Here is a 25,856-nt window from a genome sequence, read left to right on the forward strand (position 1 = left end):
ATACCGCTTGGCGTTAGGTAGAAGTATGGGCTGAGGAGTAGGTAGAGGCTAATGCGCGTAAATTTGACTGGCCTACCTTGATTTTATGGGAAACACGATCTACACTATGGGGGTCACTGGCTACCCGGGGTAGCTGATTGGGAGATCGGTGTCTTGGCCTGATTTATTCGGACGTTTTTCTGAACGGTGGCAGGGTAGGAGGAAAGGGCTGGAAACGGCCTTTTTTGCGTTCAATAAATCCGTTCAATTTAATAGTTCAGCATATTTTCCCTAATAATGGCTTTTCTGAACGTTTTAAAAACTACAAATATTAAATCATTATACTCCAGGGTCACGAGTAATCTTACGTTTATTTCCTTGATATAGAAACTAAAACCCACTATTTAATACATCAAATAGACAGGACAACCAGATCGTCTTTAATTATCATTTTTAAGTCATTAGAAATTAGGAACCAGATTTTAGAACTGCCCATTTACATATTAGTGCAGCGATTTGTACTTGGAATCGCCGAGATCTGATTCACAAGGTTGTGGGTGCCTCCATGATGATTCCGTTCAAAATAGGAAAACTCTGTAAGTTTATTCATCTCAAAATTGCTAATATTATCTTTTCGTTTCTTTATAAGCTATGATTGCGACCGAACGGCAAGTTCACCGTCTGATTGATAACCTAACGACTCCTTCACTAGGAACCGAACTGCGAAGCTTGGTTACAGGTGCTGCCCGTGCGGATTTGTGTGCAGGATACTTCAACCTACGGGGGTGGCGAGAAATTGCCGAGGCAGTTGATTCACTCACTGGAGACTATGTTGAGGAAAATGACGATGAGGAATTTCGTTACTGTCGACTCATCATTGGAATGCAGAAGATGCCAATCGACATCATTCGTGATTATTTTGAGCAGCAAGGAAACACAGGTATTGGCCAAGAACAGATTAAGCAAGCTGTAACCGATAATTCAACAGCCATCCGAATTAAGCGCAAGGTTACAGAAGAGCTACGGCAACAGCTAACGATTGGTGTACCAACAGCCTATGACGAGTTTATTCTACGCCAGTTGGTTCGTCAATTAAAAAGCAAAAAAGTTGTTGTCAAGCTGTACTTGCGACAACTCCTACATGCTAAGTTATACCTGTCTTATCAGGCCGATAAAACTATTGGCAGTTACTTGGGTAGTAGTAATTTGACTCTGTCAGGCTTGACTCGTCAGGCCGAAATGAACGCCGACATTTTTGAACCGGACACAACCCGGCGACTGGCTCAATGGTTTAATGAGCGCTGGGATGATCGTCTTTCTCTCGACATTACTCAAGAACTCATTGAGATTCTGGAGCAAAGCTGGGCATCGGATAAACTGGTATCACCTTATCATGTGTACCTGAAGATAGCATATCACCTGTCGCGAGAAGCTCAGGCTGGTATCGACCAGTTTATTGTTCCAAAGGTATTTCAGCGTGAATTGCTCGATTTTCAAGAGAAAGCGGTTCAGATTGCTGCTCACCATTTGCACAAACGGGGGGGGGTTCTATTAGGTGACGTGGTGGGGTTAGGCAAAACCATTACTGCAACGGCCTTAGCCAAAACTGTAGAATACATTTACCCTGAAGTGTTAGTGATTTGCCCCGCAACGCTGGTCCCGATGTGGGAAAATTACCGCATTCAGTATCAAATGAATGCGTTGGTTATGTCGTTGCAACAGGCGCAAAGTAAGTTACGAGATCTACGACGGTATCGCTTGGTCATTATCGACGAGAGTCACAACTTACGTAATAGTGAAGGAAAGCGGTTCCGGGCCATTCGTTCGTATATAGAAGAAAATGAAAGTCGGGTAATTCTCCTATCGGCGACCCCGTATAACAAGACATATCTTGACTTATCAAATCAACTTCGGCTATTTCTATCCGACGATCAGGATTTAGGCATAACACCCGAACATTTTATCCGGGTGTTGGGTGGCGAGGTTCAATTTGCCGCTAAGTTTCCTGAATTGTTTCAGCGGAGCATTCGGGCGTTTGAGAAAAGCGAACAGCCCGACGATTGGCGTGAACTCATGCGTCTTTATATGGTACGCCGAACGCGTTCGTTCGTTAAGGAAAACTACGCGACGTATGATACTGAACGAGAGCGGCATTTTTTGACCTTTAAAGATGGTACTCGTTCATACTTCCCCAATAGGATTGCTCGGAAAGTTGAGTATGCATTTGACCCAGAAGACGCTACCGATCAATATGCCCGTCTGTACTCCCCGAAAGTAGTGGCGATCATTACGTCGATGAGTTTGCCCCGTTATGGTTTAGGTAATTATGAATTAGCCCTCAAGCACGTAACACCAACCCAGGATGAAACCGAATTACTCAATAATCTATCCAAAGCGGGTCAGCGTCTGATGGGTTTTTGCCGAACCAACTTATTCAAGCGGTTGGAAAGTTGTGGCTACGCTTTTCTGCTGTCACTATGTCGCCACGCGATTCGCAACTATGTATTCGTATACGCGCTTGAAAATGGCTTTCCCTTGCCAATCGGTCAGCAGTTGTCCGATTTGATTGATCCTGATCTGACGGATGAGGATCAGGACGATGACGACGAATTTGGACTATTGTTGCTCACCGATGAAGCTACGTATTATGAGAAGGCAAAGCGCATTTATGAACGGTATCGCAGCCCCAAGTTTTACAATCGATTTAGCTGGATACGTAGTGAGTTTTTTATTCCTGAACTGAAGCCTTCGCTCATCAATGACGCACGGGCACTGTTGTCCATTCTGATTGAGAATGTGCTCTGGAATCCGGCGCAGGATCGTCAACTACAAGCTTTGATTGACCTATGTAAAAAGCGGCACAGCGATGAAAAAATCCTAATCTTTACGCAGTTTGCTGACACCGCCCGTTACCTATGCGATCAGTTAGCCCAGCACCAAGTAGGTCCGGTCGATTGCGTGACGGGGCAAACAGAAGATCCATCCGTCGAGGTACGCCGGTTTAGTCCCGTCAGTAACAAAGCCAAACCTTCCCAGCCCAATCAACTACGTATCTTAGTTACAACGGACCGGCTCAGCGAAGGCCACAACTTACAGGATAGTCACGTTGTCCTAAATTATGACTTGCCTTGGGCCATTATCCGACTGATTCAACGGGCAGGAAGGGTGGACCGGATTGGCCAACAATCAGACAACATTCTGTGCTATTCGTTTTTACCCGAAGACGGTATCGAACAGATCATTAACCTGCGCGAACGGCTCCGCAGCCGCATCGCCCAGAATGCTGAGGTAGTTGGTTCTGATGAATTATTCTTCGAAGGCGATCAGGTGGTGTTGCACGATTTATACAACGAGAATTCAACCGTTTTGGAGGCAGAAGATGCCGATACCGAAGTGGATTTGTCATCGTATGCCTATCAGATTTGGAAGAATGCCGTTGACCAAGACCCAACTTTACTCAAAGTGATTCCGAGCCTGCCTAACGTCACGTATACTACCAAGGCGAATGATACTTCAACGACTGGGAATGGCGTAGTTGTGTATACTCGCACGGTTGAGGAAAATGACGTGCTGACGTGGCTTGACGAACAAGGCAGCGTAATTACACAGTCGCAATTGACCATCCTAAAAGCGGCTGAGTGCGCGCCTAAAACGGTAGGCTTAACTCGGCTGGATAATCACCATGAACTAGTACAACAGGGCGTTGATCTGATCCGACGGGAGGAGGCCAGTACGGGTGGAACGTTGGGAAGAAAAACTAGTATCAAATATCGACTCTATACTCGGCTAGAAGACTACGCGAAGCAGTACGAGGATACACTGTTCATTATGGACGATCTGAAGGCTACCTTGGATGAACTGTATCGCTATCCCCTACGCGAGTGGGCTAAAGACACTCTCAATCGTTCATTACGGACGGGTATCAGCGACACCGATTTAGCAAAATTGGTACTGTCTTTACGCGAAGAAGACAAACTATGCATCATCCGGGAAGATGAATTGCCCTACCGTCAGCCCCAAATCATTTGTTCATTAGGCCTAAAAACCAAGTAATCATTACCCCATTCATGCGCGTTGAAGCTACCCGCCGACTGTTACAATCGTTTGATTTCAATTCTCTTTTTATTGACGAATTAGGCTGGGGTAATCCAGTAAAGCCAAAGCGCGAATTCTCCCGTACGAAAGATACGCCTTACATCCGTCAGGAAATTGCGCACCTGGGCGGAGCTTCTGTTTACGAGATCACAACATCCGACGGCTCAATTCCTGAAAAAGCAATTCGAGCTCAGATTTCGGCAGATATTCAGAAGGTGCAGTTAGTACATATTCTAATATTTGTGGATAAAGACCGGACGCAGTGTATATGGCGATGGCTGAAGCGGGAAGCGAAGAAAGAGTTTCCGCGCGAACATTTTTACCTGAAAGGACAACCCGGCGATCTGTTTCTGGCTAAGTTGCGTCCGCTATTTGTCGACATCAGCCAGTTGAACGAGCAAGGTAGCTTAGACATTCTGACCGTTAGCCTGAAGATTGAAAAAGCCCTCGATGTTAAGGTTGTTACCCGAAGCTTTTATAAGGACTACCAGCAGCAACACCTTCAATTTTTGGAACTGATCGACGGCATTTCCGACGAATCCGACCGGCGATGGTACGCATCGGTGTTGCTCAACCGGTTGATGTTCATATACTTCCTGCAAAAGAAGCAGTTTATAGATAAAGGTAACGTGACGTACTTGAGTGATAAACTCGCCGAAGTGCAAACCAAAAACGGCGAGGGTCAATACTACAGCCTTTTTCTGCAGAAGCTTTTTTTCGAGGGTTTTGCCATTCCTGACAACGAGCGCAGCAGTGAGACAAATACACTCATTGGCCGTGTTAAATACCTGAACGGGGGGCTGTTTCTCAAACACAAAATAGAACTGAAGTACAATGGAGCTATCCAAATTCCCGATGTTGCTTTTACCAATCTGTTCCGGCTATTTGATTCCTACAGTTGGACTCTCAACGACACTCCGGGCGAAGATGATCGGGAAATTAACCCCGATGTGCTAGGTTACATCTTTGAGAAATACATCAATCAAAAAGCCTTCGGAGCGTACTACACCCCACCCGAAATTACAGATTACCTCTGCGAGCAGACCGTTTATAAACTGATTCTAGATGAGGTGAACGGCCCAGAATTGTCCGCTGAAGTACCTGATGAACTGACTAATAAATTACGCCGGAAACGCTATGCCGATGTGCCTGAACTGCTTATCAACCTCGATGCTGACATTTGTCGCCGGTTGGTAGTTGGGCCGAACGCCATCCTACCTAACCTTTCGCTGCTCGATCCGGCATGCGGCTCCGGGGCGTTCCTAATAGCGGCCATGAAAACGCTCATCAACATCTACGCCGGGGTGCTAGGCAAGATTCCGTTTCTGAACGATCGAAGTCTGACGGAGTGGAAAGCGCAGATTGAACGTGACCATCCTTCAGTTAACTATTACATCAAAAAGCAGATCATCACTAGCAATCTCTACGGCGTTGACCTGATGGAGGAAGCCACCGAAATTGCCAAACTCCGATTGTTTTTGACACTGGTAGCGTCTGCCGAGAAGGTAAGTCAGTTGGAACCGCTGCCCAACATAGACTTTAATATCATGCCGGGTAACTCATTGATTGGATTGCTTAGGGTAAATGACGCGCAGTTTCAACAATACGACCTATACACCAAAAACTACTCAACGCTGGTGCAGGAAAAAGCAGCTGCCGTGCGTAGCTACAAACACGAGGCTACGTTCACGCAGAACTTGCAAGCCTTACGCGACGGCATAGATCAACGACGGAAAGAAGCCATCGATACGCTCAACACTATTACACTACTAGAATGGGGCAAACTGGGTATCAAATACGAAGAAGCGACGTGGGACACCAAAAAGAACGCCGTTGGTAAGTCGGTAAAGCGGACGCTCAAAAAAGCGGATATTGAAACATTGGAGCCGTTTCATTGGTCGTTTGAGTTTGATGAAATTATGGTAAATAAGGGTGGTTTCGACGCCATTATTACCAATCCGCCTTGGGAGGTATTTAAACCTAATGCAAAAGAGTTTTTCATGAGACACTCCGAATTGATCTCGAAGAAGAACATGACAATCAAAGATTTCGAGAAGGCGCAGCAGGAGTTGGTAAAAGACCCCGATGTGCGGGTGGCTTGGGAGCGTTATCTTAGCGGCTATCCGCATGTGAGTCAGTATTATCGCAGTAGCCCGCAATATGTAAACCAGATTTCGTATATCAACGGTAAAAAGGCAGGCTCCGACACAGACTTATACAAACTCTTTACCGAGCAGTGCTATAATCTGCTAAGGCCAGGCGGATATTGTGGTATTATTATATCCAGTGCAATCTACTCTACTTTAGGTGCCAAACAACTCCGGCAACTGCTTTTCGAGAATACACAGGTACAGCAGTTGGTAAGTTTGTCGAACGAGAAGTTTATTTTCGACACGGTAGAACACCGGTTTCCTTTTACTCTACTGTCGTTTGAGAAGGGCGGTCATACTGATCGTTTTCGAGCTACGTTTCGTATTAATCCTCGCGAAGCCATTGGCACAGGCGAGCTAGATTCATTTCTGCACAACCCTGATACATTCGTTGATATAACGACTGACTTTATAAAGCGGCAGTCGCCCGAATCATTGTCAGTGATGGAAATTCGGAGAGACATCGATTTCACTATTGCTGATAAGATTCTACAGTTTCCCCTGCTAGGCGATAAATTACCCGGCATGTGGAATTTTTCGCTAACCCGCGAGTTCGATATGACAAATGACAGTCATCTGTTCCGTACAGAAAACGGGCCGGAAACGCTGCGGTTGTTTGAGGGGAAAATGATGAACCAGTTCATCAACAAGCCGCAGGAGGGACGGTATTACATCGATATAAGTGAAGGGCGTAAAGCCGTTTCAGGAAGAAATACGCAGGATACAGGCCAAACACTGAACTATCAGCGATATAGGGTTGCGTTGCGAGCCATTGCCCGCAGCTCTGATTATAGAACCATCATAGCCACAACGCTAGCTTGTGACGTTTTCTGTGGTAATTCACTACTGGTAAGCAGTTCAGTGCTTACCAACTCAGAGGTGCTACTTATTCCAACTCTGCTGAATAGTCTGATTGTAGATTATTATGCTCGGCAGGTCGTTTCGGCGAATATCAACATGTTCTATCTATACCAACTCCCTGTCCCACGCCTTCAAGTAAGCGACAAATGGTTTGCAGAGTTGGTCAGCCGGGCGGCTAAACTCATCTGCACCACGCCGGAATTTGCTGCTTTGTGGGCCGATGTCATGCAAACACCTTGGACACCCGATAGTGGCGTAACAGACGTAGCCGAGCGCAACACGCTCCGCGCCGAGATTGACGCTATTGTCGCTACCCTTTACGGCCTGACTGAAGAAGAGTTTACCTATATTCTTACCACATTCCCACTCGTAGCAGAAGCTCAAAAGCAAGCTACGCTTACCGAGTTTACCAAACTACAAGCTATGAGACCCGCAACTGTATTCATGTCTTACGCCCACGAGGACGCGGTCCAAGTCGAACAACTCTACCAGGACTTGATCAGCAAAGGGTTTCAGGTCTGGAAAGACGACTATCAATTGCTGCCCGGTGAGAATTGGGAGCACAAGATTGAAGTCGCGTTGAAAGAACACGAATTTGTTATCGTTTGTCTCTCGCAGTCGTCGGTGAACAAGCGCGGTTTCTTCCAAGTCGAGTTAAAAAAAGCCGCCCGCAAACAAGCTGAACGTTCACCCGCCGATGTGTACATTATACCCGTAAAATTCAGCGACTTCGACCCTACTAAACTTCCCAGCGAAATTAATGCTATCCAGTACGTTGATTTATCGCAGGATTGGTGTAAAGGTGTGGAGGCTGTGGTGAAGACGGTGGAGAAATACCGGCGGTAGTGTCCTCTACCAATGCGTAAATCAACTCACTTTACCAATTTATGAAGACTTTCCATGCCGTATTACATAACGCCACCTATGGAATCCTGAAACAAAGTCGGGTATCGTATTTCGTGACAAATCTGAAGTAGTAATCACCAGCGGCAGAGACGACGCACTACATGATGTTGATCCCAGCAACAAACCTCATGAGGTTATCCGTACTGAAAAGGAACAATCCCTTGAGATGGAAGCAATGCAAGTGCTGGCAAAGTTTAAACACAAATTTTTCGAGTACCGCAATATTATGGATCGTGGCCTGACATTGTACTTTGTGATAAACGCGGGCATTCGCGACAAAGAAAAAAACAGAGCGGATGAAGACCTATTTTGAAGTCACTCTGTTGGAGAATTATACATTGTTCGGACGAAACCAACTGATGTAAAAGGAAAATTAGAGCCGTGTGCATGCATTGTCGCTAGTCAATCTGGTTACGACTTGCCGTATTTTGAGCCAGTACATGCATTCTCGCTCAATGACGCTTATTCAAAGACGTATGTACTATATTTCAGCGTCTTTGGTAAAGTTACAGCTAATGTGTATGACCGTTTCTACACAGAGCCAAAGCCTAACAGTCAGTATTTATTGAAACGTTTGCGGACATTTTCGGAGCAATAAAACTACCCTTTCAGTCTTAACCTGCATGGAGTTTTTCACAATAAATGAGATTAAGCATTTCACCCAAATAGCTGGTCAAACATACCGTTTTAATAAGAAGGAAGACACGCAGGATCGAGACTTGATTAAACAAGGCGTTTGGAGCAAAACCAAGAACTGGGCTGATCTCCTGCGCAAGCAGCTAGGTAATAAATACAAAGTTGATTTCAAGATGATTTGGAGCCAGCGCGGTTGGGAAAACGGTACGCGCGTTTCCAAATTTAAAACGTACACTTGGGCACGTGTGTATAAGTCTGTAGACGCAAATAAAGATATATACTATACTATAGGTGTCGATGGGCCCAGTGAGCGGTTGATTATTAAGCTGGATTATCAACGTCACGGGAGGTCAACCCTTTCTGAACAGCAGGCGCAACGCTGCCATCAACTGCTTAGGCCTGATGTGGAATGTTATTGGGTTTCTATATCATTAACTGATATTCAGCAGGAGGTAACCTCGTGGGAAATACTCATTGATAAAACGGCGTCGGTGTTGCGTAAATACGAGTCTGTATATAATAACGTCCTTGAACAGTTATGGCCAAATGAAGTCCGGTTGGCTCGGGTCGCATACAATACTTTAAACTGGATGTGCCTATCCGGGTCGTACGGCAAAAGCACTGATCTCACTACCCATGAGGCAAAATATGGATATGGTTACGAAGAATGGTTGTTGGATTTTGGTAAACGTCTTGATGGGTATCACTATGGTTTCTTAGAACCAGTCCGTACACCCCAAAATGCTCATCAAGGAAAAACGTTCGATGTATGGCTTTATACTATAAACGCAGCTACTAAGGAGCGGTTTTGGATAGGATTTATTCGTAATGTGCAAGTGCTGATGCCAGACCAGATTCAGCACGCTTGGAGTCAATATGAGGTCAACGGTTGGTTAGGCGAAATGCGGCAACAGATAAGCTTAATTGACTCTGATCAGTATGATTTTTCGGGGCACATAGGTGAGGCTATCTTTAATATTCGGTTTAATCCTGATGAGGCCACAATTTACCCAGAACCAGTAAAAGTGGACGCTGACAGTCCAGTGATGACTTACCACAGGTATGTGTTTATAAATGCCCAAGGTGTATCTCTGCCAGAAGTAGCCCAGGAAGAACAATTTGAATTCAAGGCTGGTGAGCTTGTAACAGCAAACGGCATAGCGCCATCAACGTATGACAGGCAGGCTAAAACAATTCAATTAGCAAAACAGCACCAAGAACTTAGCCATAAGTTGTACAGGCACCTTGTTTACGTCTACGGTTCGGAAAACATAGGTACTGAAAACCGAACGCTTTATAATTCTTCAATAGACATTGTCCGACGTGATGGCGAAGACTTATGCTTTTACGAAATTAAGACGTATTCATCATTGAAGAAATGCATCCGTGAAGCCATTGGTCAACTGATGGAATACTCGTATTGGACAACCGGGCAACTGGCTAAAGAACTAATAATCGTTACTACTTCACCGGCTGATGCAGAGACACGGAGCTATATGAAGAATTTGCGGCAAACATTAAATTTGCCAATTTGGTATCAGCAATTCGATCTATCCCAGAACGCACTAAGTATCAAGGTATGAGGGATGATATTTGGCTATACTAATGATGAACACAGGCACAATTGAAGTAAAGTAATATCAAGCAGGATACATATAGATGCTGTCTAGCGAGCGATAAGCTCCTTTAAACAACAAATAGCAATGCTGATGAAGCCTCGCTATTACTATTTAAATATTTACTCAAAACAAATTTTATATATAGAATTTGAATGGTAAAACTGCATGACCTTCATTTGGGCCAGCTGTAAGAATTTCTCCAATCGCATCAGCAAACTTTAATGTAACAGGCACTCCATCTGAAAAGCGACAAGAATTATAATTAAGTTTGGTCAATGCCAAAATGTCTTGACTAACTATTCTGATGTCTGCCTCTCCCCGGTTGATTTGGATTAGAAGGGGATTAGGCGTTTCTAAGCCTAAAACTGATTGTATACGAGGTATAAAACCTTTTGACCACAAGTAAGCGACACGATGATCCTTTTCATAGAGAGTTCCTCGCATGACTGGGTAGTCAGAATCTCTAAATAATTTAAATGTTTTTTCGTGACTAATTTTCACACCAACGACTTTTTCGACTTCTTTTGCTGCTTCTTGAAAGCCACCCCATTCTTCGTCGTTAAAGTCAGTTCGAGAGTGGATAAATACTTCTCTTGGGACACCATATTGTTTTTTAAAACTGATCAAGGCCTTTGTAAGTAAATCGATGGCACCTTCTTTGCTCAGATGATATTCCTTTGTTTTTAAATTATACCACGGGCCAACAGCGCCTTTAAATACCTGTCCATCTCCTGAATCAAGAAACATTTGTGCTGCACAACAAGCGATACGTCGGTCTTTTTGCCGATCATCATTTTTAAATACGAGACCAATATAGCATACACCTTCACGAATGCCAGAAAGTTTCCAGGGTAAGCCGCCAACCTTATAATATATGGATGTAGTAAGGCTCCAGATTATGTCAGTCTGGAAGTTCTTTAAATCACGGATGGGCTCTCCCTTTTTGTTCAGGAACTCTTGATAAGCAATAGTACTTTCCTTAATGACTTGCGTCAGTATTTTATCCTTTAGTAACTTAATTTTTAATTGGTTATGGAAATTTTTTTCGTATTTGTAGGCAGTTCGTAGTTTACGGGTGTCATCGTTGTCAAATAAGCCTTCATTATTTCGATCGTAACTGCTTCTTATGCCTTCGCTTATTGTTCCTTCTCCACTTACCTGTGATTTAGGACGGCATAATTGATATACCATATCTGGGATTATAACGAACCATAAGTCAACTTTTCGCTCCTCTTCGGTTTGATAGCGAACCAACTCATCAACATATAGATCAACAATGCGGGCAACACGGACGTGACTATCATTGAATTTGTAAAATTGTTCTAGAGACTTTGGTTCGATGATCACTTGAGCATAATATTGGTCGTTAAACGTAATACCATACACTTCCTCAAATCCTGGAAAAAATGGTTTAGCTAAATCTATTTTTGAATGATAGACAGGTTTACGAATATTTTGCATCCATTGTTTAAAGCGCACAATACCATCGGGAGTACCTATAATACCAACGGAAAAATTATTAACTTCTCCTTTATCAAAGGGGCCGAACAAGGTTAATCCATCACGTGGATCGGGCAATGTTTGATTATATCCAAATTTAAGTTGCGGTTCAGGCAACACCCACAACCTATTATTATTGATCATAATCTTGAGGTTTAATCAGTAAAGTATCTACCTTTTCTTCGTCATTTTCAATTTCATAATCAACTCCTTCCTCGGCAAAGTCCTCGGAGAAGTCATCATTATCTTCATCGTCTGTTTCGTAAGCATCAAGCGGGACAAGCCGAGCGTTATCAATTGGGTCGTTATAACCCCGCTTACTGAAAAATAGGATTGGTGTTGTCGAAAACCACAGCTTTATTTCATCAGTCACTATCACATGAAATGAATTGCTATCATCGGCAAGGCTATTCAAAAACGCTAACCATAAATCACGCCAAGCAGCGTTATACATCTGCTTTCCTTTCTTTCGTCTAGCAGAATGAAGCTTCTTTTTGTCTGGCCAGATATGTTGTCCATCTTTACTGAATAGTATATGCCCTTTAAAACTAAAGCTTGGATACGGGCGTAGCCTTGGATTGAAAGTGATACCATAATGCCATACGTCGTCCAGAAATTTGCCTGTTAGCTGCTTTGATTTAGGTCTATCTTGGTATGTAAATTTTATCGTTTTATCACTTTGGTTCTCAACATCGCGACTGTAATAATAGCATACTTTATTATTCGATAAGAAGTAAGTTTTCAGCCCCTTCTTAATCAGAAACTCGTGGAAAGCTTGTCGTAAAAGTTGAACGAGGAAATTTGAACGATCCAACGTAGTAGGGAACTCTTCAGTTTGTAGAGAACGATTCAATATAGCTTTTACGTCAACAACTATTGCCTCTCGCATTCGCATTTTTAAATCATTGAACAAACTTATATCGTCTACTTCAAAAGGTGCCTCTGGTAATACACTTGCAAAAGAAATTATGTATCTGTCATGCGGAGAAACAGGGAATATATTCGCTTGACGCAAATATGCTATTTGTTTGTCAGCCAGTGATTTATTAAGAAATTCATGTATAAAGTAATGGTCTGGTATTTGGGGTAGATCAAGCCAATTAGAGTAAAATATTTCCTCTTTTTTTATAGCTCCACCCTTTAATGCGTATGGATTAACGAGCCAGTGAGCAGCTGATAAAGGGCTGTTATTCGTTTGATAAGGCACATCATCTTTTTGCAATTTGCGTATGAGGGCTTTTAATCCTGATGCCCATGAATTGTAAAAGTGTAGCATAGCAAGCCCTGTTAACCCTATTATAGCATTACTACTGATCCCATCTAAGTTAATTGGTATAATAAAATGCTCAAGTTTATACTCTCTCTGTATACTACGTGCAAATTTCCACTCATCAAGAACGCCAAGTTTTTGCACCGAAGTGTGAGAACCAACGAATATAAATTTAATTGTATCATTGCGGATAACAGCGCTTATTGTATCCCAAAAGTCTTCTCCTCCATGAACTTCGTCCAGTTCACACCAGACTTTGTATCCCTCGTTTCTTAAACGAGCTGCTAGCCATTTAGCAAACTCATTATCTTCCGGTAGGGCATGGCTGATAAAAAGAGTGTCACGCATTTTAGAAAGGGAATATATATTAGAATATGTGCATCATCGCCACAATAATGACTATTGGTAAACATAACAATGAGCCGTAAAAGACAAGCAAGGTTGTAGCAAAAAACGAAGCAGGCCATGTATTTCGTCCGTTAGCAAACGGCCTAGCATTCATTGAGAAGTCGATAGTCTCATTATCCAACTGAATCACCTGGTTATAAAGACATCGATATTGACGTTCCTGGCTGAGGTAATATGCATCTAAGAGCCAGAATACCAGAGTCGATAAGTATGTGATCAAAATGAATTGTTCGTTAGCATCTTTAGCAGCTAAAGCGAATAGAGCTGCTACCAATGTAATAGCCCAACCTTTAATTAGGAAACCGTTACTGTTAAGGCGGTTTATTATAATTTGAATAAATTCAAGGTGTTTCAATTTGCTTTCCACAGATGGTGTAAGGATTATTGGTTATTATATTTGAATGATCAATTCAAAATTTAAGCGGCATATTCTCAAGTTCAAGAAAAGGTTTACAATTATTAGCTCTATCATTTAAGGGCCATCATTTTGTATAGAAGTTAACTTCGTAGACTGATAAAATCTTCATTTCCAACTAGATAATTTATAAAGGAATTATTTACTTGGGCATATCCATTAATGAATATATCTATCACTATTCGTTATGTCTTTTAATAATGGGCCGATCTCGGGGTGATCATCAACCCAGATAACATTAAGGCCAAGTTCATTAGCATCTCTTTCTTCAAGTAAAGCTATTAGATCTTCAACGTTACTATTTATACCACTTAGGTTTGGACGTTTTTTTATTATATAATGGTTTAGCTTTTTTTCTGGATCTTTTCTAATAGATACATCTAATAGACGTCTTAGATTTGGATCAGTCAGACTTATCCCTATAAGTAAACAAGTATTTTGACTCATTTTATTTAATTGAATCAAATTAGACCAGCTATAGGGTTCAATAAATTGTGTGTGATAAGCGTCTTCGCTAAAAACTATTTCAACATCATTAGTAATTTTTTCTTTCCTAGTCAAATATCCATGTACATGATAAATTGGTAACTCATTTGCAGTGTTTCTAATACCTTCCTTGTATATAGATCTATATTTTATATTAAAATTGTCTAAATTTTCTTCAATGAGTGTATCATAGTTAAAAGTAATTATTGAGTCAAGTGGTTTGCCATCTCTCTGTGGCCTTGCTAACTCAACAATTGCATCGACAATATCGCATGATATTGGATTGTCTTCATAAATAGCTTCTCTTAATTTTGGTAAAAAGTCATTCCCTAAATTTGTTTTCAAATATTTGCCAATCACTAGTGAAGATGACCCGATTCGTTTTTGAATTTCAGAAGGGCTTACATTCTTCAACGATAAAATATCATTTTTTGACATTATTTTTAACATAGACTCAAGGAGTCTCAATAGCAAATTGTTCCAAGATGGTATTCCTGCATCTATAGAAATTCCTGCTCCACATACTAATGTCAATTTACCATCTTTTAATATTTTTGATAAATTTGTAACATGTTGTTCCTGAGGTTTTTTATTTCCACTTGTTGATGGTTGCGCATGTAAAATATCTGTGGGTGATTCTTTAGCTAAGGAAACTAAGTTAACTAATGTAAATATTCCTTCTTGTACGTTATTGGAAATGTCTATATAAGGAAGGCTTGATAAATACCCAGGTAGTGGCGAATCCGTAAGTTTAACTGGAAAAATATTGATATTTGAATTTGATAACTTATGTAAAGCTATATTCTGTGTTTCAAGGTTTGTAAAATCTGAGTTTAATGAATTTTTGCTGACTAAAACTATAATGGCATCAACTTCTTTTATGGCTTCATCCATTTTTAGAAACCAATTGTCAGATTTCTTCGGAGAATAAAAGATAATATCATGTCCCGCTTGTTTTAAAGATTGAACAATTTTATCTGCTATTTTTTTGTCTTCATGAGAATAACTTAGAAATATTTTCATATTTAACAAGACAATAAGTTTGTGGATTGATAATACTTAAAGAGAAAGAAGTATCAATATACTTACAATCAAAGCTTGTACATATTATTTATTAGCTTAAATATATCATTTTAGTCCCTAGGTTACAACCCTATTATGCTCCACAAGCAATGAATATAAATTATTGGTGTCTAGTCAATCGGACAATTTCAGGGTGAATAATTTGTGTTTTCGTTCAATAAAGGGTTGGAATATGACATTAGCTGTACGCACAACATGATAAAAATCAGCATGTTATACTAACTTTTTGCCGAATTGGAAATCGTTCACGAAAACCCTTGGCCGAATGAACGCTTATTAAAACTTTCAGTGAAGGTCTAATACTCAGTTCCTGTATCTGAAAACGTTCACGTAAAGGTTGCCATTTATAAGCGATTACTTGGAAAAGTACAATGTATTGAAAATGGTACGAGCTACTATCTTCTAACTATTTAAACGGTTAAATACTATTTCAGGAATCAGTAAAATAACTCATACCTATCCGAATTTGAGAGTTGTTGTATGTATACAACCGTTTATAAATGAATAAAAAAGAAACTACTATAAATACTATAGAAGCATCTATAAGCGAATAGTCTCATACGGGCAGATCTGAAAGAGCAAATAAATCGTAACTACGGCAAATCAATTCTAAGCCATGGCTTACTAATTAACAAGTCAATTTTAACCCAACGTTTATGAAATCAATTGAAACAACACCCCGCAGAGATTTTTTCAAAAAGACAGTAACCGGTACGCTGGCGCTCAGTGCCGGTATGCCCTTAATGGCCTCTTTGTTACCATCGCTCACGGCCCAGGCGGCAATACCCTTAGAGGATTCACCGACGGCCGCTAATGAAAAAGAATTTCGTCAGGGGGTTATTGGGCCCGCCGAGCTTTCGCTGGTTACCAGCCAGATTGCGGTGAGCAAAGCCACCAATAAATACGCCAAGGAATTTGCGGGTTTTGAGTTGGAAGAGGCTAAGGCGGTTACATCTGTGCTTAAAGATCTGGGCACACCGGTACCGGCCATGAACGCCAAGGCCCAAGCTACACTAACCAAAATTAAGACTACAACGGGAGCCGCTTTTGATAAAGCTTACATTCAGGCTCAACTCGAAAACCATGAATTTCTGCGGGATCTGGCTCAGGATTATCTCAAGAATTCAATGGGCAAAACTAGTCCTGCTGAAAGCCAGACGCGGCATCTGGCGACGTTAGCGTTAGCCGTGTTTAAAGAGCACGTAGCCCTGACTAAACAGATTTTAGGTCAATTAGGCGGCTAACCAGTATCGATTTAGCTGACAATTACGTATAGCCACACCTACTCGATGTGGCTTTTTATTCGGCAACCTAGGAGCTTGGCCTCGAAGCTAGCAAAAACAGGACGCTATGAGCTCATGTTGCCGGGTAATTTTTACCGCTATACGATCAACGTCAACGGTTTATTTACTCAAGCAAGGCATGTTGAGTACTCAATTACGTGATTCATTGATACCGACCCCTTCAAAATCACCAAGTAGAGGGAAACGCCATCCGAAACCATATACAGGATCATTGGTTCATCCTATGTTGATTATCTTCATTGGCTATATAAACAAACTAACAACGATTTATGACCTTGCATTATGTCCGGCGTGGGGCCGGTAAACCACTGCTACTGCTCCATGGCCTGGGGAGCTCCCTGAAGGTCTGGGATCTTATTATTGATGAGTTAGCCACCCAGCGGGATGTGATTGCCTTGGACTTACCTGGTTTCGGCCAATCGCCAGCCCTAGTCGGAGAGGTTTCAATTCTCACCCTGGCCGATGCGGTGACCGACTTTTTAAGTCAGCACCAACTGCTGGGCATTGATGCCGTAGGTAATTCAATGGGGGCTCGGCTGGTGCTTGAGCTCGCCCGACGGGGCCAGGTAGTCGGGGCCGTCGTCTCGCTGGACCCGGGTGGGTTCTGGCAAGGCTGGCAGGTGGCCTATTTCTACCAATCGGTTCGGCTATCGGCCCAATTATCCCAACTCATCCAACCTGTCTTACCACCCCTGGTCAGCAACCCGGTAAGCCGAACGCTGTTGTTCGCGCAATTTTCGGCCCATCCCTGGACGATCCCGGCTCCAGTTGCCCTTAATGAATTTGCTGAGTTTTTGCCTACCCCCAGTTTTACCAAACTGCTGGATAGTCTGGCCCATGGTCCCCCGCAGCAGGGAGCGCCGATTGGCTCTATCCCCAACCTGGTCATTGGCTGGGGGCGTCAGGACCGGATTTGTCCACCCAGCCAGGCGAAACGGGCCTTAGCCTTGTTTCCTGACGCGCAGCTTCATTGGTTTTCGAATTGTGGTCACGTGCCCCAATTGGATGTGCCCGATGAAACGGTGGCACTTATTCTGGCCGTAACGGAAGGGCGTTATGAAGCTCAATATCCGGCCGCTGTCTTACCAAAAACGTCTGATCTTACCGGGAAAGTCTTTGTTGGTTTGGGTGCTGCGGTGCTGGTCGTTGGCCTATTTCTGGCTTTTGGCAGCAAGAGATAACGTCAATCCTGACCAAGCTGTAGCTGATAAATCAGCAATAATTAATCAGCTACAGTTTTAGGTTAAGGGTAGTAAAGCGAAACATGTCTAGTTAAAATTATTGTTTAAAATACTAGCTAAGACTGGGAAGCCATGAGCAATCATATCCGAAATGTACCATTTTCGAGTTTCAGAATTCTAATGAAATTTATTATCTTCTTCTAGAATAAATACAAGTTATAATTTTGCTTAAGTCGTACTCTAAAACGCTCTTTATCTTGCCAGTAAGGTAAAATCTAATTGAAACGGGAAAAGAGTTGTATTGCCAATTCCTAAACGAGTTAATTAATTAGCCTCAACCATAAAGCTGGACGAATACCTCCACCGTCTTTTGGACTGCCGAAGACGCCATTGCCTCGGACATAAACGTGGCCGTTTTTGTTGATGCTCGCACCCGTGCGTCCATAATAGCCGGGTGACCGAAGCCGCCACCCGTGGTAATCAGTACCGTAGTTGGCCTGTCGTTTCCGGTTATTTTCGTCATCAATTGACCAGGCTTGCTCCCCTTTATTCCTCAGTTTAGCGCTGCTGTCACCGAAATACTGGCAAACTTCCTCCAGACTTAGTAAAAATAGTCGATCTGTGGTGTCTTGCCCACCGGTGGTGTTGAACCAGGGGTTATCAACATTGGGGTTTGTCACCTCAATGATTCTTGCCTGCTCGTCTTGGCTGAATGTATGGTAAAGTTCCTGGTTAAGGTATTGCCTTACAGCACAACCGGCCCATGTTATGTCGACGAACTTAGTGTGGTACCAGCGTAATTCCACTATATCCTGGGTAATAATCAGTGCCCTGCTGTCGTCTTCAATGGCCAGCACCTGCCACCTATACGGGCCAAAGGGTATTAAGTCGTGTTTTAGCATGTGGCGTCAAAACCGGCTATTCGTATTTATTCGAACGTGTACTAAGTAGCCAGGTGATCCAAGTGAATTTATTCGCTATGGGTGGCAAATCGATTCATTCGCTCGTTATACCTGTCCAGTAGCGGATCATCCAATGCAGGCGCTTGTTGAAGTTCGAACCGCAGAAAATCGGCTCGGTCGGCTCCTTCAATCATCCCCTCAAATTTAAGTTCCTCTTCCACCCAACCTGACATTTTGTTCAGTTTAGTTGCCTGGGCAAGGACCGCCTGAACAATGGCTCTGGTCCGATCTGTGTCTTGGGTTGTTAACAGGAGGATACGAATGTCAGTTTGGTAATCACCATAGGTGAGCCCCTGATCGGGTAACTCGGCACGAACCCACTGTAAGGTTAAAGTCTGGATTAACTCTTTATAGGGTGTATTATCCAGATCGTCGAGACGTATGCGTCGAATCATAGCATAAATATACTAAACTGAAGTAATTAGGTCTTAATGGAGAACGTAGGCGAGGCGACTGACGAACTGGCAGATTCAGTAAGCCAACTTAGGCGTTTGACACGAATCACAAACGTGCGTTTATGATTCGTGTCAAATCGAAAAAAGGAGTTATCTTGTGGCCATTATGCGCTATATCGCTTACTACCGGGTGTCCACCCAGAAACAAGGCCGCTCCGGCTTGGGTCTCGATGATCAACGCCAGATGGTCCAACGCTTTCTTCGCCAGGAAGATCAGCTCGTGCAGGAATTTACTGAAGTCGAATCCGGACGCAAAAAAGAGAGGCCCCAGTTACAAGCCGCCATCCAGACCGCTAAACAACATAGCGCCCGACTCCTGATTGCCAAGCTCGACCGGCTTAGTCGTAATGCCTCCTTTGTGATGGTGCTTCGGGACTCGGAAGTGGATTTTGTGGCCTGCGATCTACCCGATGCCAATACGTTAACCATTGGCATTATGGCCAGCTTTGCCCAGCATGAAGCCGAGCAGATTTCCAAGCGGACCCGGGCGGCACTCGCCCAAAAGAAGGTGCGTGGTTTTACCTTAGGTAAACCCGAGAACCTGACCGACTCGCATCGAGCCCAGGGTGTCGTAGCCATTAAGGCGAATGCGGTTTCGCACCCCGCCAACCGGCAGGCCAGTGAGTTGATCCGACTCTACCAGCGAGATGCGTTGACTCTGCGGGCCATGGCTGAGCGATTAAATGAGCATGGCTTTCGCACTCGCTATGGAAAGCTGTTTCAATCTGAAACGGTACGGCGCATGTTGAAACGACAAGATCAGACATCGGCATAGAGAAATGATTAATCGGGCCACTTTTCTAAGCCAGCGGCAATGCGTAAGGCCCGTTGGACATCTTCCCAATAATAGCCGCTGTCATAACCCGTTGACAGACGATCGCAGATGGTCAGAAAATCATTCGCGGCATCAAACCGCAGCTTCTCAGGAGCTGGTTGCTCGGGTTGAGCGGGGAGTTGATCAGACACGCCTTCCATGCCAGAAATAATAAGGAGTAAAGAATACGAAAAAGCCCCACGGGTCGTACCAATGGGGCTGAAGTAACGTAACAGATATAAAACGTCTGTCTAAGCGGTTTATTGTGCATCCAGAAACAGGAGAGTCCTTATTTAGCACTTTAGTTCTATTAGCTCGTTTGCTCACCTGATCCATTACATATGGAGGGTACTTTTCCTGAAGGCCAGTCGGACGGTTACCCACGAGGCCGAAAAAAAAGGCGGATTGAAATCATTTCATTTACTCAACTGTCAAGGGTGGGTTATACGTACCGGAAACTAACTCCGTATTACAGGCGTCAATCCCTTCTTTCAATTCCGAGATAGCGCGGTTATTCTCCGGTAAATCGGCTAATGCCCTCAAGGCGGTTTGTAAGGCGATCTTCCGGGTCCAAACGGCCTTCATCTGTTCTTGTGTCATGGCAATCTTTAGGGGTTGTTTAATGTCTAAATTGATTTCTGTCTACGATAGCTGGCCAGACTATCCGTATTGATTTTATCAGTGGCTATGTGGCCCGTTTATCGGCCAACTTCTTCACATCGTCCGGGTTGACTAGTTTCGAGCTCTGGCGTTTATCCCCATCAGGCTGGACGTTGAGTTTGCCCGATGACATCCACCCAATCACGGTGGCTTTGTACGATTGACGCGTAATACCCTTTTTAACAGGTGTGATGATCACCCGGTCTCCGGGCGCAATAACTCGGTTCATAACTCGGTCCAGGTAAGCTCACTTTACTTCCAGTATATCTTCCCAACGTGTTGTATACCTGGGTGACAAATATTTCTGTTTCATAGGCCAATCGGGATTGTACTGCTGGCTAGCCAGGCGCAGCTTGTCCTGGCCATAGCGCCGGTTTAATTTATCTACCACATTAAACAACTGAAGCATTTTCTCATTGGGACCCTCGACAAATACCCCTTTCTGCCGGTAGTCGAACGGCACCAAATCGGTGAGCATAATACCGATCTTCTGATACTGGTACCCAAAGGCGAAAATGGCCTTAAGCCCACTGATGGCGTACTTAAGTAAGTCGGCTGTGCTGTTGGTCGGGTGGGGTAGGTCGACCGTAATGCTCTTATAGTACTGCCTGGCGGGTAATCCATTACCGGGGGTTTTGCGAAACTTGTTCGTCTTTAGATACACCGTGACGGCTCCGCAAAGTGAATCCTGTTTTCGGAGCTTTTCTGAGCAACGGGACAGGTGAGACGTTAACGCATCCGTCAACGTTTCCAGGTCGGGTACCAGGGTACCGAAGCCCGGTTCAGCACAAATGCTTTTCTTAGCGGGTTGGCTTAGCTCCAGCAGCTTGCAGGGTGTCCCCCGAAGTTCATGCACGAGCCGAAGGCCATTCACGGTCATAAATTGCCGTGTCCAATCATCCGGCAAATCCCTTAATTGCGCAGCCGTTTCGATCCCATTCCGTTTGAGCATACCCGCATAACGGCCACCGACGCCCCACAACTCACTGACAGGAAATTCCTCCAGTGCCATACGGATGGCCTCTGGGGAGTCCAGGACACAGACCCCGGCCAATTCAGGCTGTTTTTTGGCGAGTTTGTTGGCCACCTTGGCCAGCGTCTTGGTAGGGCCAAACCCGACCGATACCGGTATGCGAAGCCACTGAGCCACCGTCTGTCGAATGGCTTCACCCAGCCCACGCACACTGGGATAAATCCCCTCATACCCATCGGCCAGAATGAAAGCCTCGTCAATGCTGTACACCTCTACGTCTTCGACAAAGTGGGTAAGCGTGCTCATGAGCCTACGCGACATATCACCCACCAGGGCATAATTGGAGGAGAATACCTGCACGTTATGGGCTTCGATGAGCTCTTTGTATTCAAATAAAGGCTTACTCATTTTAATGCCTAAGGCCTTGGCTTCGTCGGACCTAGCGACGATACAACCATCGCGATTCGAGAGCACAATCACAGGTTTGCCTTCCAGGCGTGGTTGGAAGCTCCGTTCACAGGAAACGTAAAAGGCATTCGCGTCAACCAGGCCGTAGAGCATCGCTAGATCAGTTTTTGTAGAGCGAATGTCACCCGACCACACACTTTGAATTTATCACCCTTATGGACGTAGATGGGTGGGTATTTGGAGTTCGAGGATTCGAGGATTAACTGATTCTCGTCGACGTATTTGATCCGCTTGACGGTATAATCATCTCCCAGCTGTACGATCACGATTTTATTATGCGTGACTTCGGGCGTACAATAGTAAGCGTCCCACAAGAGAAAGTCGCCCCGGTCTATACGATCCCCAATCATACTATCTGATCCTACACGAATGAAGTAAGTAGCTTCAGGATGATAGATGCACAAATCATCCAGGCTCAATACCCGTTCAATATAGTTTTCGGCTGGCGAAGGAAAGCCAGCCTGTACATAGTCCATTAAAAAGGGGATAGCGTATTTTCGCTGGACCCGGGCGCGAAACATATCCTGGAGGGCAATCCGGTCTTCGGGTTCGATCATAACGGTGTCGAATATTAAGCATGAAACTGCTATAATACTGTTTTGTTATATATAATACAAATAACGCATAGATAACATCTTATTGCCGTGGCTTTTTTCGTTATACTATTCCTATGACAAAAGAAGAAATTGCCCGGAATGCACTAGCCGTTAGGCAGCTGGCTTTTGTGGATGAAGTCACATTTCCCCAGAATGTTCCCCTAATCTTTGTGGAGTTGTCGCCGCGGTTGGTATCTATCCTGCCCGCTGAATACCATGCGCTACAGGTGATGCGGGAGGGTTTCACGGTTGAGAATGTCATCGCTCGCTACGAACGCTATGTTGAGAAGTTGAAGCGGCACGAAAAGTATGAAGCCATCGAGGTAGCTGAGGAAATGCTACGCATAGCCAGGATTCAGGCTAGTAAGCTTTAAGGGTTGGGCAAATCTAAAAAAAGGGACCAAATTCACGGTCGGCCGCTGCCGTCATTTGGAAAAAAATCAGTCTCACAAACTCATCTAAAATATGAGATTTTGAATTTGATTCATGAGACGCCAATTTGAGATTGAGCGTAGTTAGAATTAACGCAAACGACATAAGTTTGGCAACCGTCGCTTGAAACGGGGGTTTGTTGAGATGGTAAACCAGATTTAAATGTTACGATTTGTTTAAGTACAAACCAATTGCTTCAGGAAGAGTAGCTCTCACTACGAATCCTGGTTATAGCTTAGCCGTGGTTACTGAATTCGATGGGCCCGCTTTGCCGTAGAGCCAGTAGCGACAAACCCATTCCAGGGGCCCAAGACGGTGATGTTTTCTCCATAGCCAGCTGAGACCGATCTGAAAACTGTAAATGCCCACTACGATGGTACCCCTTCCCCACGCAGGGAGTGGGCCTGGTGCCACTATCCTGTACTCGTATAGCAGAAGCGTACATAGCATCGACTGGAAGACATAATTCGATAAGCCAAACCGGCCGATCCAGCCGATCCATCGAGCCCATCCTGAAGGGGCTATTCGGGTGTTTATTGCCACATCCAATAAATAAACTCCCGTTAACAGCAAGGTCCCTAGAAAACCACTGAGAGACAACAGCAGGAATTGATAGTCTATAACCCGTGGGGGTAGTACCACCAGCCCAAGCGCCATGACCACCCAGGCTCCTTTGAGGAGAAAAGCTGTCGGTAGTAGCCCTAACTGTAGCAGGGATAACCGCACCCTGAGCTTTTGATCTGGATGCACGATCGCCAGCTTACCCACTAGTAATCCCCCCAGCATCATCAACTCGTAGGACAGAACGGACGATAAATCCTGGCTTACCGAGTTACCCGTCAGCAGCCAGTGCCTAACGGACTGCCAACCGAAAAGGCCGTGGGACGTTACGCTGGCGGGATGCAGTAGCCCCACTATACTGAGCATTAGCATAGCCAGTAGGGTGATACCCACCATCCAGCTCAGCAGGCTCACCACCGACTGGTTTACAAAATAAAGCAGGGTAAACCCCAGCAGCGAATACTGAACCAGTAAATCAACCGAGCGAAGCAGTAGACTCAGGCCCAGGCCGATCCCTAACAGGCCGATCAATAGCCGTCGGACGATCCGGTGACCATCCAGTCCGGGACCATCCAACCGAGCGTCGGTCCGACCGGGACCATCCAGTCCGGGACCATCCGGCCCCGCTTGCCCCCAGCACCGATAAACCCCCAGTCCGAACAAAAAGCTACCCATCCGCTCGAACTGACCACTCACCAGTAGCCGAATCATAAACTGAACCGGCAGCTCGGCGGGGTGATGCGCCAGGTGCAGCATATGGACCGGTTGGGGGTAGGCAAGCGGACCAAACGCCTGCGATATCAATAGCCCCAGCAGCACCAGCCCCCAGAGTACATCCAGGGTGGTAATCCGCTCGACGGGACGGCAAAAGGCGTGGATCATAGATTGCTAAGGGCCTGTTCACCCCCATCTCAGTTAGGCTGCTGTAATTTTTTAAAGACCTCCTTTGGGGTCAACGCCATCAGGGGTTTGGCCGTTGGATCGTTGACCGACAAATCGATCTGATACGCTTTTGGCTTGCTCACAAACTGATCCAGAAACTCGTGAATGATGGGCAGCTGATCGATCATGGGCAGCACCGACACTTCATGACCAAGCCTTACGGCCCGGTAGATGTAATACGGATAGCCGTTGGCTTTGAACACCCGGGCAATCGCGGACGAGCCGAACATGCCCCGGTTCAGGAAGCGAATCTGCTCATAGGGCACCATCTTATCGGCCGTGCCGTGAAACAGTAAAACCGGCGCTGGCGGAATGCGGAATTTGGGCCGTCCATCGACGCTGAAGATCGCTCCTGAAAAGGAGACGATACCCGCGTAGTTGAAAGCAGGGGGTAGCTTACTGGCATTGGGTTTCTGGTTTCGGCGGTTAAAGTCCGCTTCCAGCACGGTAATGGCTCCCGAGGAGGAACCCGACAGAATAATTCGGGACGTATCAACTCCAAGTTTTGGGGCATTATCCAGAATCCAGTCGGTGGCATCATAGACATCATCCACGGCCATGCCAATGGCTTTCTCTAAAGGGGCAATGTTGAATTTGGACAGGTTCTTGACCCCTTTCAATCCCAACCGGTAAGACATCGAGATCACCACGTAGTCATGGGCGAGCAGGCTATTGACATAGTTGTTATACAGACTGTCATCCCGCCGGCCGGCCATAAAGGCACCGCCGAACACAAACAGCACGCACGGTTTTTTACGTATCGTCCCCCTATCTCCCAGGCTATACACATCCAGCCCCAACGGTATGGAATCTTTGGTGGCGTAGGTAAAGCTCTGTTTGTGAGCCGAGGGATTGATCGGATCTAGGTGGCGAGCCGACGCAACGCTCAGCGGTGCAGTTTGGGAAAGGGCCGGGAATGCCGTGGATAAAAGCAGAAAATACAGCCACCGGAAACCCATAGCAGCTTGCTTCTGTGCGGGTTTGGACAGGATACGGTTGACTACGATTTCGTTGAGCGCGATCCCATTCCGTTTTATCGATGAATAGACGGAGCTACGGTTAGTGGCTGCTGTCGAAAATGACTTCCCCATTTTTAGCCT

General features: G+C 44.8%; 21 protein-coding genes. 8 read left to right on the top strand and 13 right to left on the bottom strand.

Features of this window, described 5'->3' with window-relative positions:
* Nucleotides 1-630: 630 nt before the first annotated feature.
* The 4 genes from ACYVEA_RS32470 to ACYVEA_RS32485 all read left to right on the top strand — a co-directional run bounded on the left by ACYVEA_RS32470 (nucleotide 631) and on the right by ACYVEA_RS32485 (nucleotide 10,210).
* Nucleotides 631-4,032, top strand: coding sequence for a helicase-related protein (locus tag ACYVEA_RS32470; RefSeq protein ID WP_461117537.1), 3,402 nt, complete (start codon nucleotides 631-633; stop codon nucleotides 4,030-4,032).
* Between the two features lie 14 nt (nucleotides 4,033-4,046).
* A complete protein-coding gene (locus ACYVEA_RS32475; protein ID WP_461117538.1) occupies nucleotides 4,047-7,931 on the top strand; it encodes an Eco57I restriction-modification methylase domain-containing protein in 3,885 nt (1,294 codons plus the stop codon).
* Between the two features lie 226 nt (nucleotides 7,932-8,157).
* Entirely contained in the window at nucleotides 8,158-8,304 is a 147-nt protein-coding gene (locus ACYVEA_RS32480) for a hypothetical protein (RefSeq protein WP_461117539.1), read from the top strand.
* A 310-nt stretch (nucleotides 8,305-8,614) separates the two neighbouring features.
* A complete protein-coding gene (locus tag ACYVEA_RS32485; RefSeq protein ID WP_461117540.1) occupies nucleotides 8,615-10,210 on the top strand; it encodes a hypothetical protein in 1,596 nt (531 codons plus the stop codon).
* Nucleotides 10,211-10,381: 171 nt separating this feature from the next.
* On the opposite strand, the gene ACYVEA_RS32490 is transcribed toward ACYVEA_RS32485, so the two are convergent.
* The 4 genes from ACYVEA_RS32490 to ACYVEA_RS32505 all read right to left on the bottom strand — a co-directional run bounded on the left by ACYVEA_RS32490 (nucleotide 10,382) and on the right by ACYVEA_RS32505 (nucleotide 15,348).
* Nucleotides 10,382-11,890: an argonaute/piwi family protein gene (locus ACYVEA_RS32490; protein WP_461117541.1), complete on the bottom strand. Its 1,509-nt coding sequence runs from the start codon at nucleotides 11,888-11,890 to the stop codon at nucleotides 10,382-10,384.
* Nucleotides 11,880-13,364, bottom strand: coding sequence for a toll/interleukin-1 receptor domain-containing protein (locus ACYVEA_RS32495; protein WP_461117542.1), 1,485 nt, complete (start codon nucleotides 13,362-13,364; stop codon nucleotides 11,880-11,882). The genes ACYVEA_RS32490 and ACYVEA_RS32495 overlap by 11 nt, the downstream gene beginning before the upstream one ends.
* Nucleotides 13,365-13,383: 19 nt before the next feature.
* A complete protein-coding gene (locus ACYVEA_RS32500; protein WP_461117543.1) occupies nucleotides 13,384-13,791 on the bottom strand; it encodes a hypothetical protein in 408 nt (135 codons plus the stop codon).
* 207 nt (nucleotides 13,792-13,998) lie between these two features.
* Entirely contained in the window at nucleotides 13,999-15,348 is a 1,350-nt protein-coding gene (locus tag ACYVEA_RS32505; protein WP_461117544.1) for a TIR domain-containing protein, read from the bottom strand.
* A gap of 716 nt (nucleotides 15,349-16,064) precedes the next feature.
* Between ACYVEA_RS32505 and ACYVEA_RS32510 the strand changes: the two genes are divergently transcribed.
* Nucleotides 16,065-16,652: a DUF4142 domain-containing protein gene (locus ACYVEA_RS32510; protein WP_461117545.1), complete on the top strand. Its 588-nt coding sequence runs from the start codon at nucleotides 16,065-16,067 to the stop codon at nucleotides 16,650-16,652.
* A gap of 329 nt (nucleotides 16,653-16,981) precedes the next feature.
* A complete protein-coding gene (locus ACYVEA_RS32515) occupies nucleotides 16,982-17,893 on the top strand; it encodes an alpha/beta fold hydrolase (RefSeq protein ID WP_461117546.1) in 912 nt (303 codons plus the stop codon).
* 320 nt (nucleotides 17,894-18,213) lie between these two features.
* Here the strand turns inward: ACYVEA_RS32515 and ACYVEA_RS32520 are convergent, their stop codons facing one another.
* Both ACYVEA_RS32520 and ACYVEA_RS32525 read right to left on the bottom strand, forming a co-directional pair.
* The gene (locus ACYVEA_RS32520) at nucleotides 18,214-18,795 is read right to left on the bottom strand and encodes a DUF6273 domain-containing protein (RefSeq protein WP_461117547.1); all 582 of its coding nucleotides are present in this window, start codon (nucleotides 18,793-18,795) and stop codon (nucleotides 18,214-18,216) included.
* Nucleotides 18,796-18,863: 68 nt separating this feature from the next.
* Nucleotides 18,864-19,250 (bottom strand): hypothetical protein, encoded by a 387-nt coding sequence (locus ACYVEA_RS32525; RefSeq protein ID WP_461117548.1) that lies wholly within the window; start codon nucleotides 19,248-19,250, stop codon nucleotides 18,864-18,866.
* Between the two features lie 166 nt (nucleotides 19,251-19,416).
* Here ACYVEA_RS32525 and ACYVEA_RS32530 point away from each other — a divergent pair, with 166 nt between their 5' ends.
* A complete protein-coding gene (locus ACYVEA_RS32530; RefSeq protein WP_461117549.1) occupies nucleotides 19,417-20,085 on the top strand; it encodes a recombinase family protein in 669 nt (222 codons plus the stop codon).
* 8 nt (nucleotides 20,086-20,093) lie between these two features.
* Here the strand turns inward: ACYVEA_RS32530 and ACYVEA_RS32535 are convergent, their stop codons facing one another.
* From ACYVEA_RS32535 to ACYVEA_RS32555, 5 genes are all read right to left on the bottom strand, one after another.
* Nucleotides 20,094-20,285: a hypothetical protein gene (locus tag ACYVEA_RS32535; protein WP_461117550.1), complete on the bottom strand. Its 192-nt coding sequence runs from the start codon at nucleotides 20,283-20,285 to the stop codon at nucleotides 20,094-20,096.
* Between the two features lie 259 nt (nucleotides 20,286-20,544).
* Nucleotides 20,545-20,724, bottom strand: a complete 180-nt coding sequence (locus ACYVEA_RS32540) for a hypothetical protein (protein WP_461117551.1) — start codon at nucleotides 20,722-20,724, stop codon at nucleotides 20,545-20,547.
* Nucleotides 20,725-20,809: 85 nt separating this feature from the next.
* A complete protein-coding gene (locus tag ACYVEA_RS32545; RefSeq protein ID WP_461117552.1) occupies nucleotides 20,810-21,013 on the bottom strand; it encodes a hypothetical protein in 204 nt (67 codons plus the stop codon).
* 18 nt (nucleotides 21,014-21,031) lie between these two features.
* Nucleotides 21,032-22,318 carry a Y-family DNA polymerase gene (locus ACYVEA_RS32550; RefSeq protein ID WP_461117553.1) on the bottom strand — a complete coding sequence of 429 codons (1,287 nt, stop codon included), beginning with the start codon at nucleotides 22,316-22,318 and terminating at the stop codon, nucleotides 21,032-21,034.
* 2 nt (nucleotides 22,319-22,320) lie between these two features.
* A complete protein-coding gene (locus tag ACYVEA_RS32555; protein WP_461117554.1) occupies nucleotides 22,321-22,782 on the bottom strand; it encodes a LexA family protein in 462 nt (153 codons plus the stop codon).
* 113 nt (nucleotides 22,783-22,895) lie between these two features.
* Between ACYVEA_RS32555 and ACYVEA_RS32560 the strand changes: the two genes are divergently transcribed.
* On the top strand, nucleotides 22,896-23,195 hold the full coding sequence (locus ACYVEA_RS32560; protein WP_461117555.1) for a hypothetical protein: 300 nt from the start codon (nucleotides 22,896-22,898) through the stop codon (nucleotides 23,193-23,195).
* Between the two features lie 286 nt (nucleotides 23,196-23,481).
* On the opposite strand, the gene ACYVEA_RS32565 is transcribed toward ACYVEA_RS32560, so the two are convergent.
* Both ACYVEA_RS32565 and ACYVEA_RS32570 read right to left on the bottom strand, forming a co-directional pair.
* On the bottom strand, nucleotides 23,482-24,696 hold the full coding sequence (locus ACYVEA_RS32565) for a DUF418 domain-containing protein (protein ID WP_461117556.1): 1,215 nt from the start codon (nucleotides 24,694-24,696) through the stop codon (nucleotides 23,482-23,484).
* A gap of 29 nt (nucleotides 24,697-24,725) precedes the next feature.
* Nucleotides 24,726-25,847 carry a carboxylesterase family protein gene (locus ACYVEA_RS32570; RefSeq protein WP_461117557.1) on the bottom strand — a complete coding sequence of 374 codons (1,122 nt, stop codon included), beginning with the start codon at nucleotides 25,845-25,847 and terminating at the stop codon, nucleotides 24,726-24,728.
* Nucleotides 25,848-25,856 lie beyond the last annotated feature (9 nt).

It is taken from the genome of Spirosoma jeollabukense, assembly GCF_054777855.1.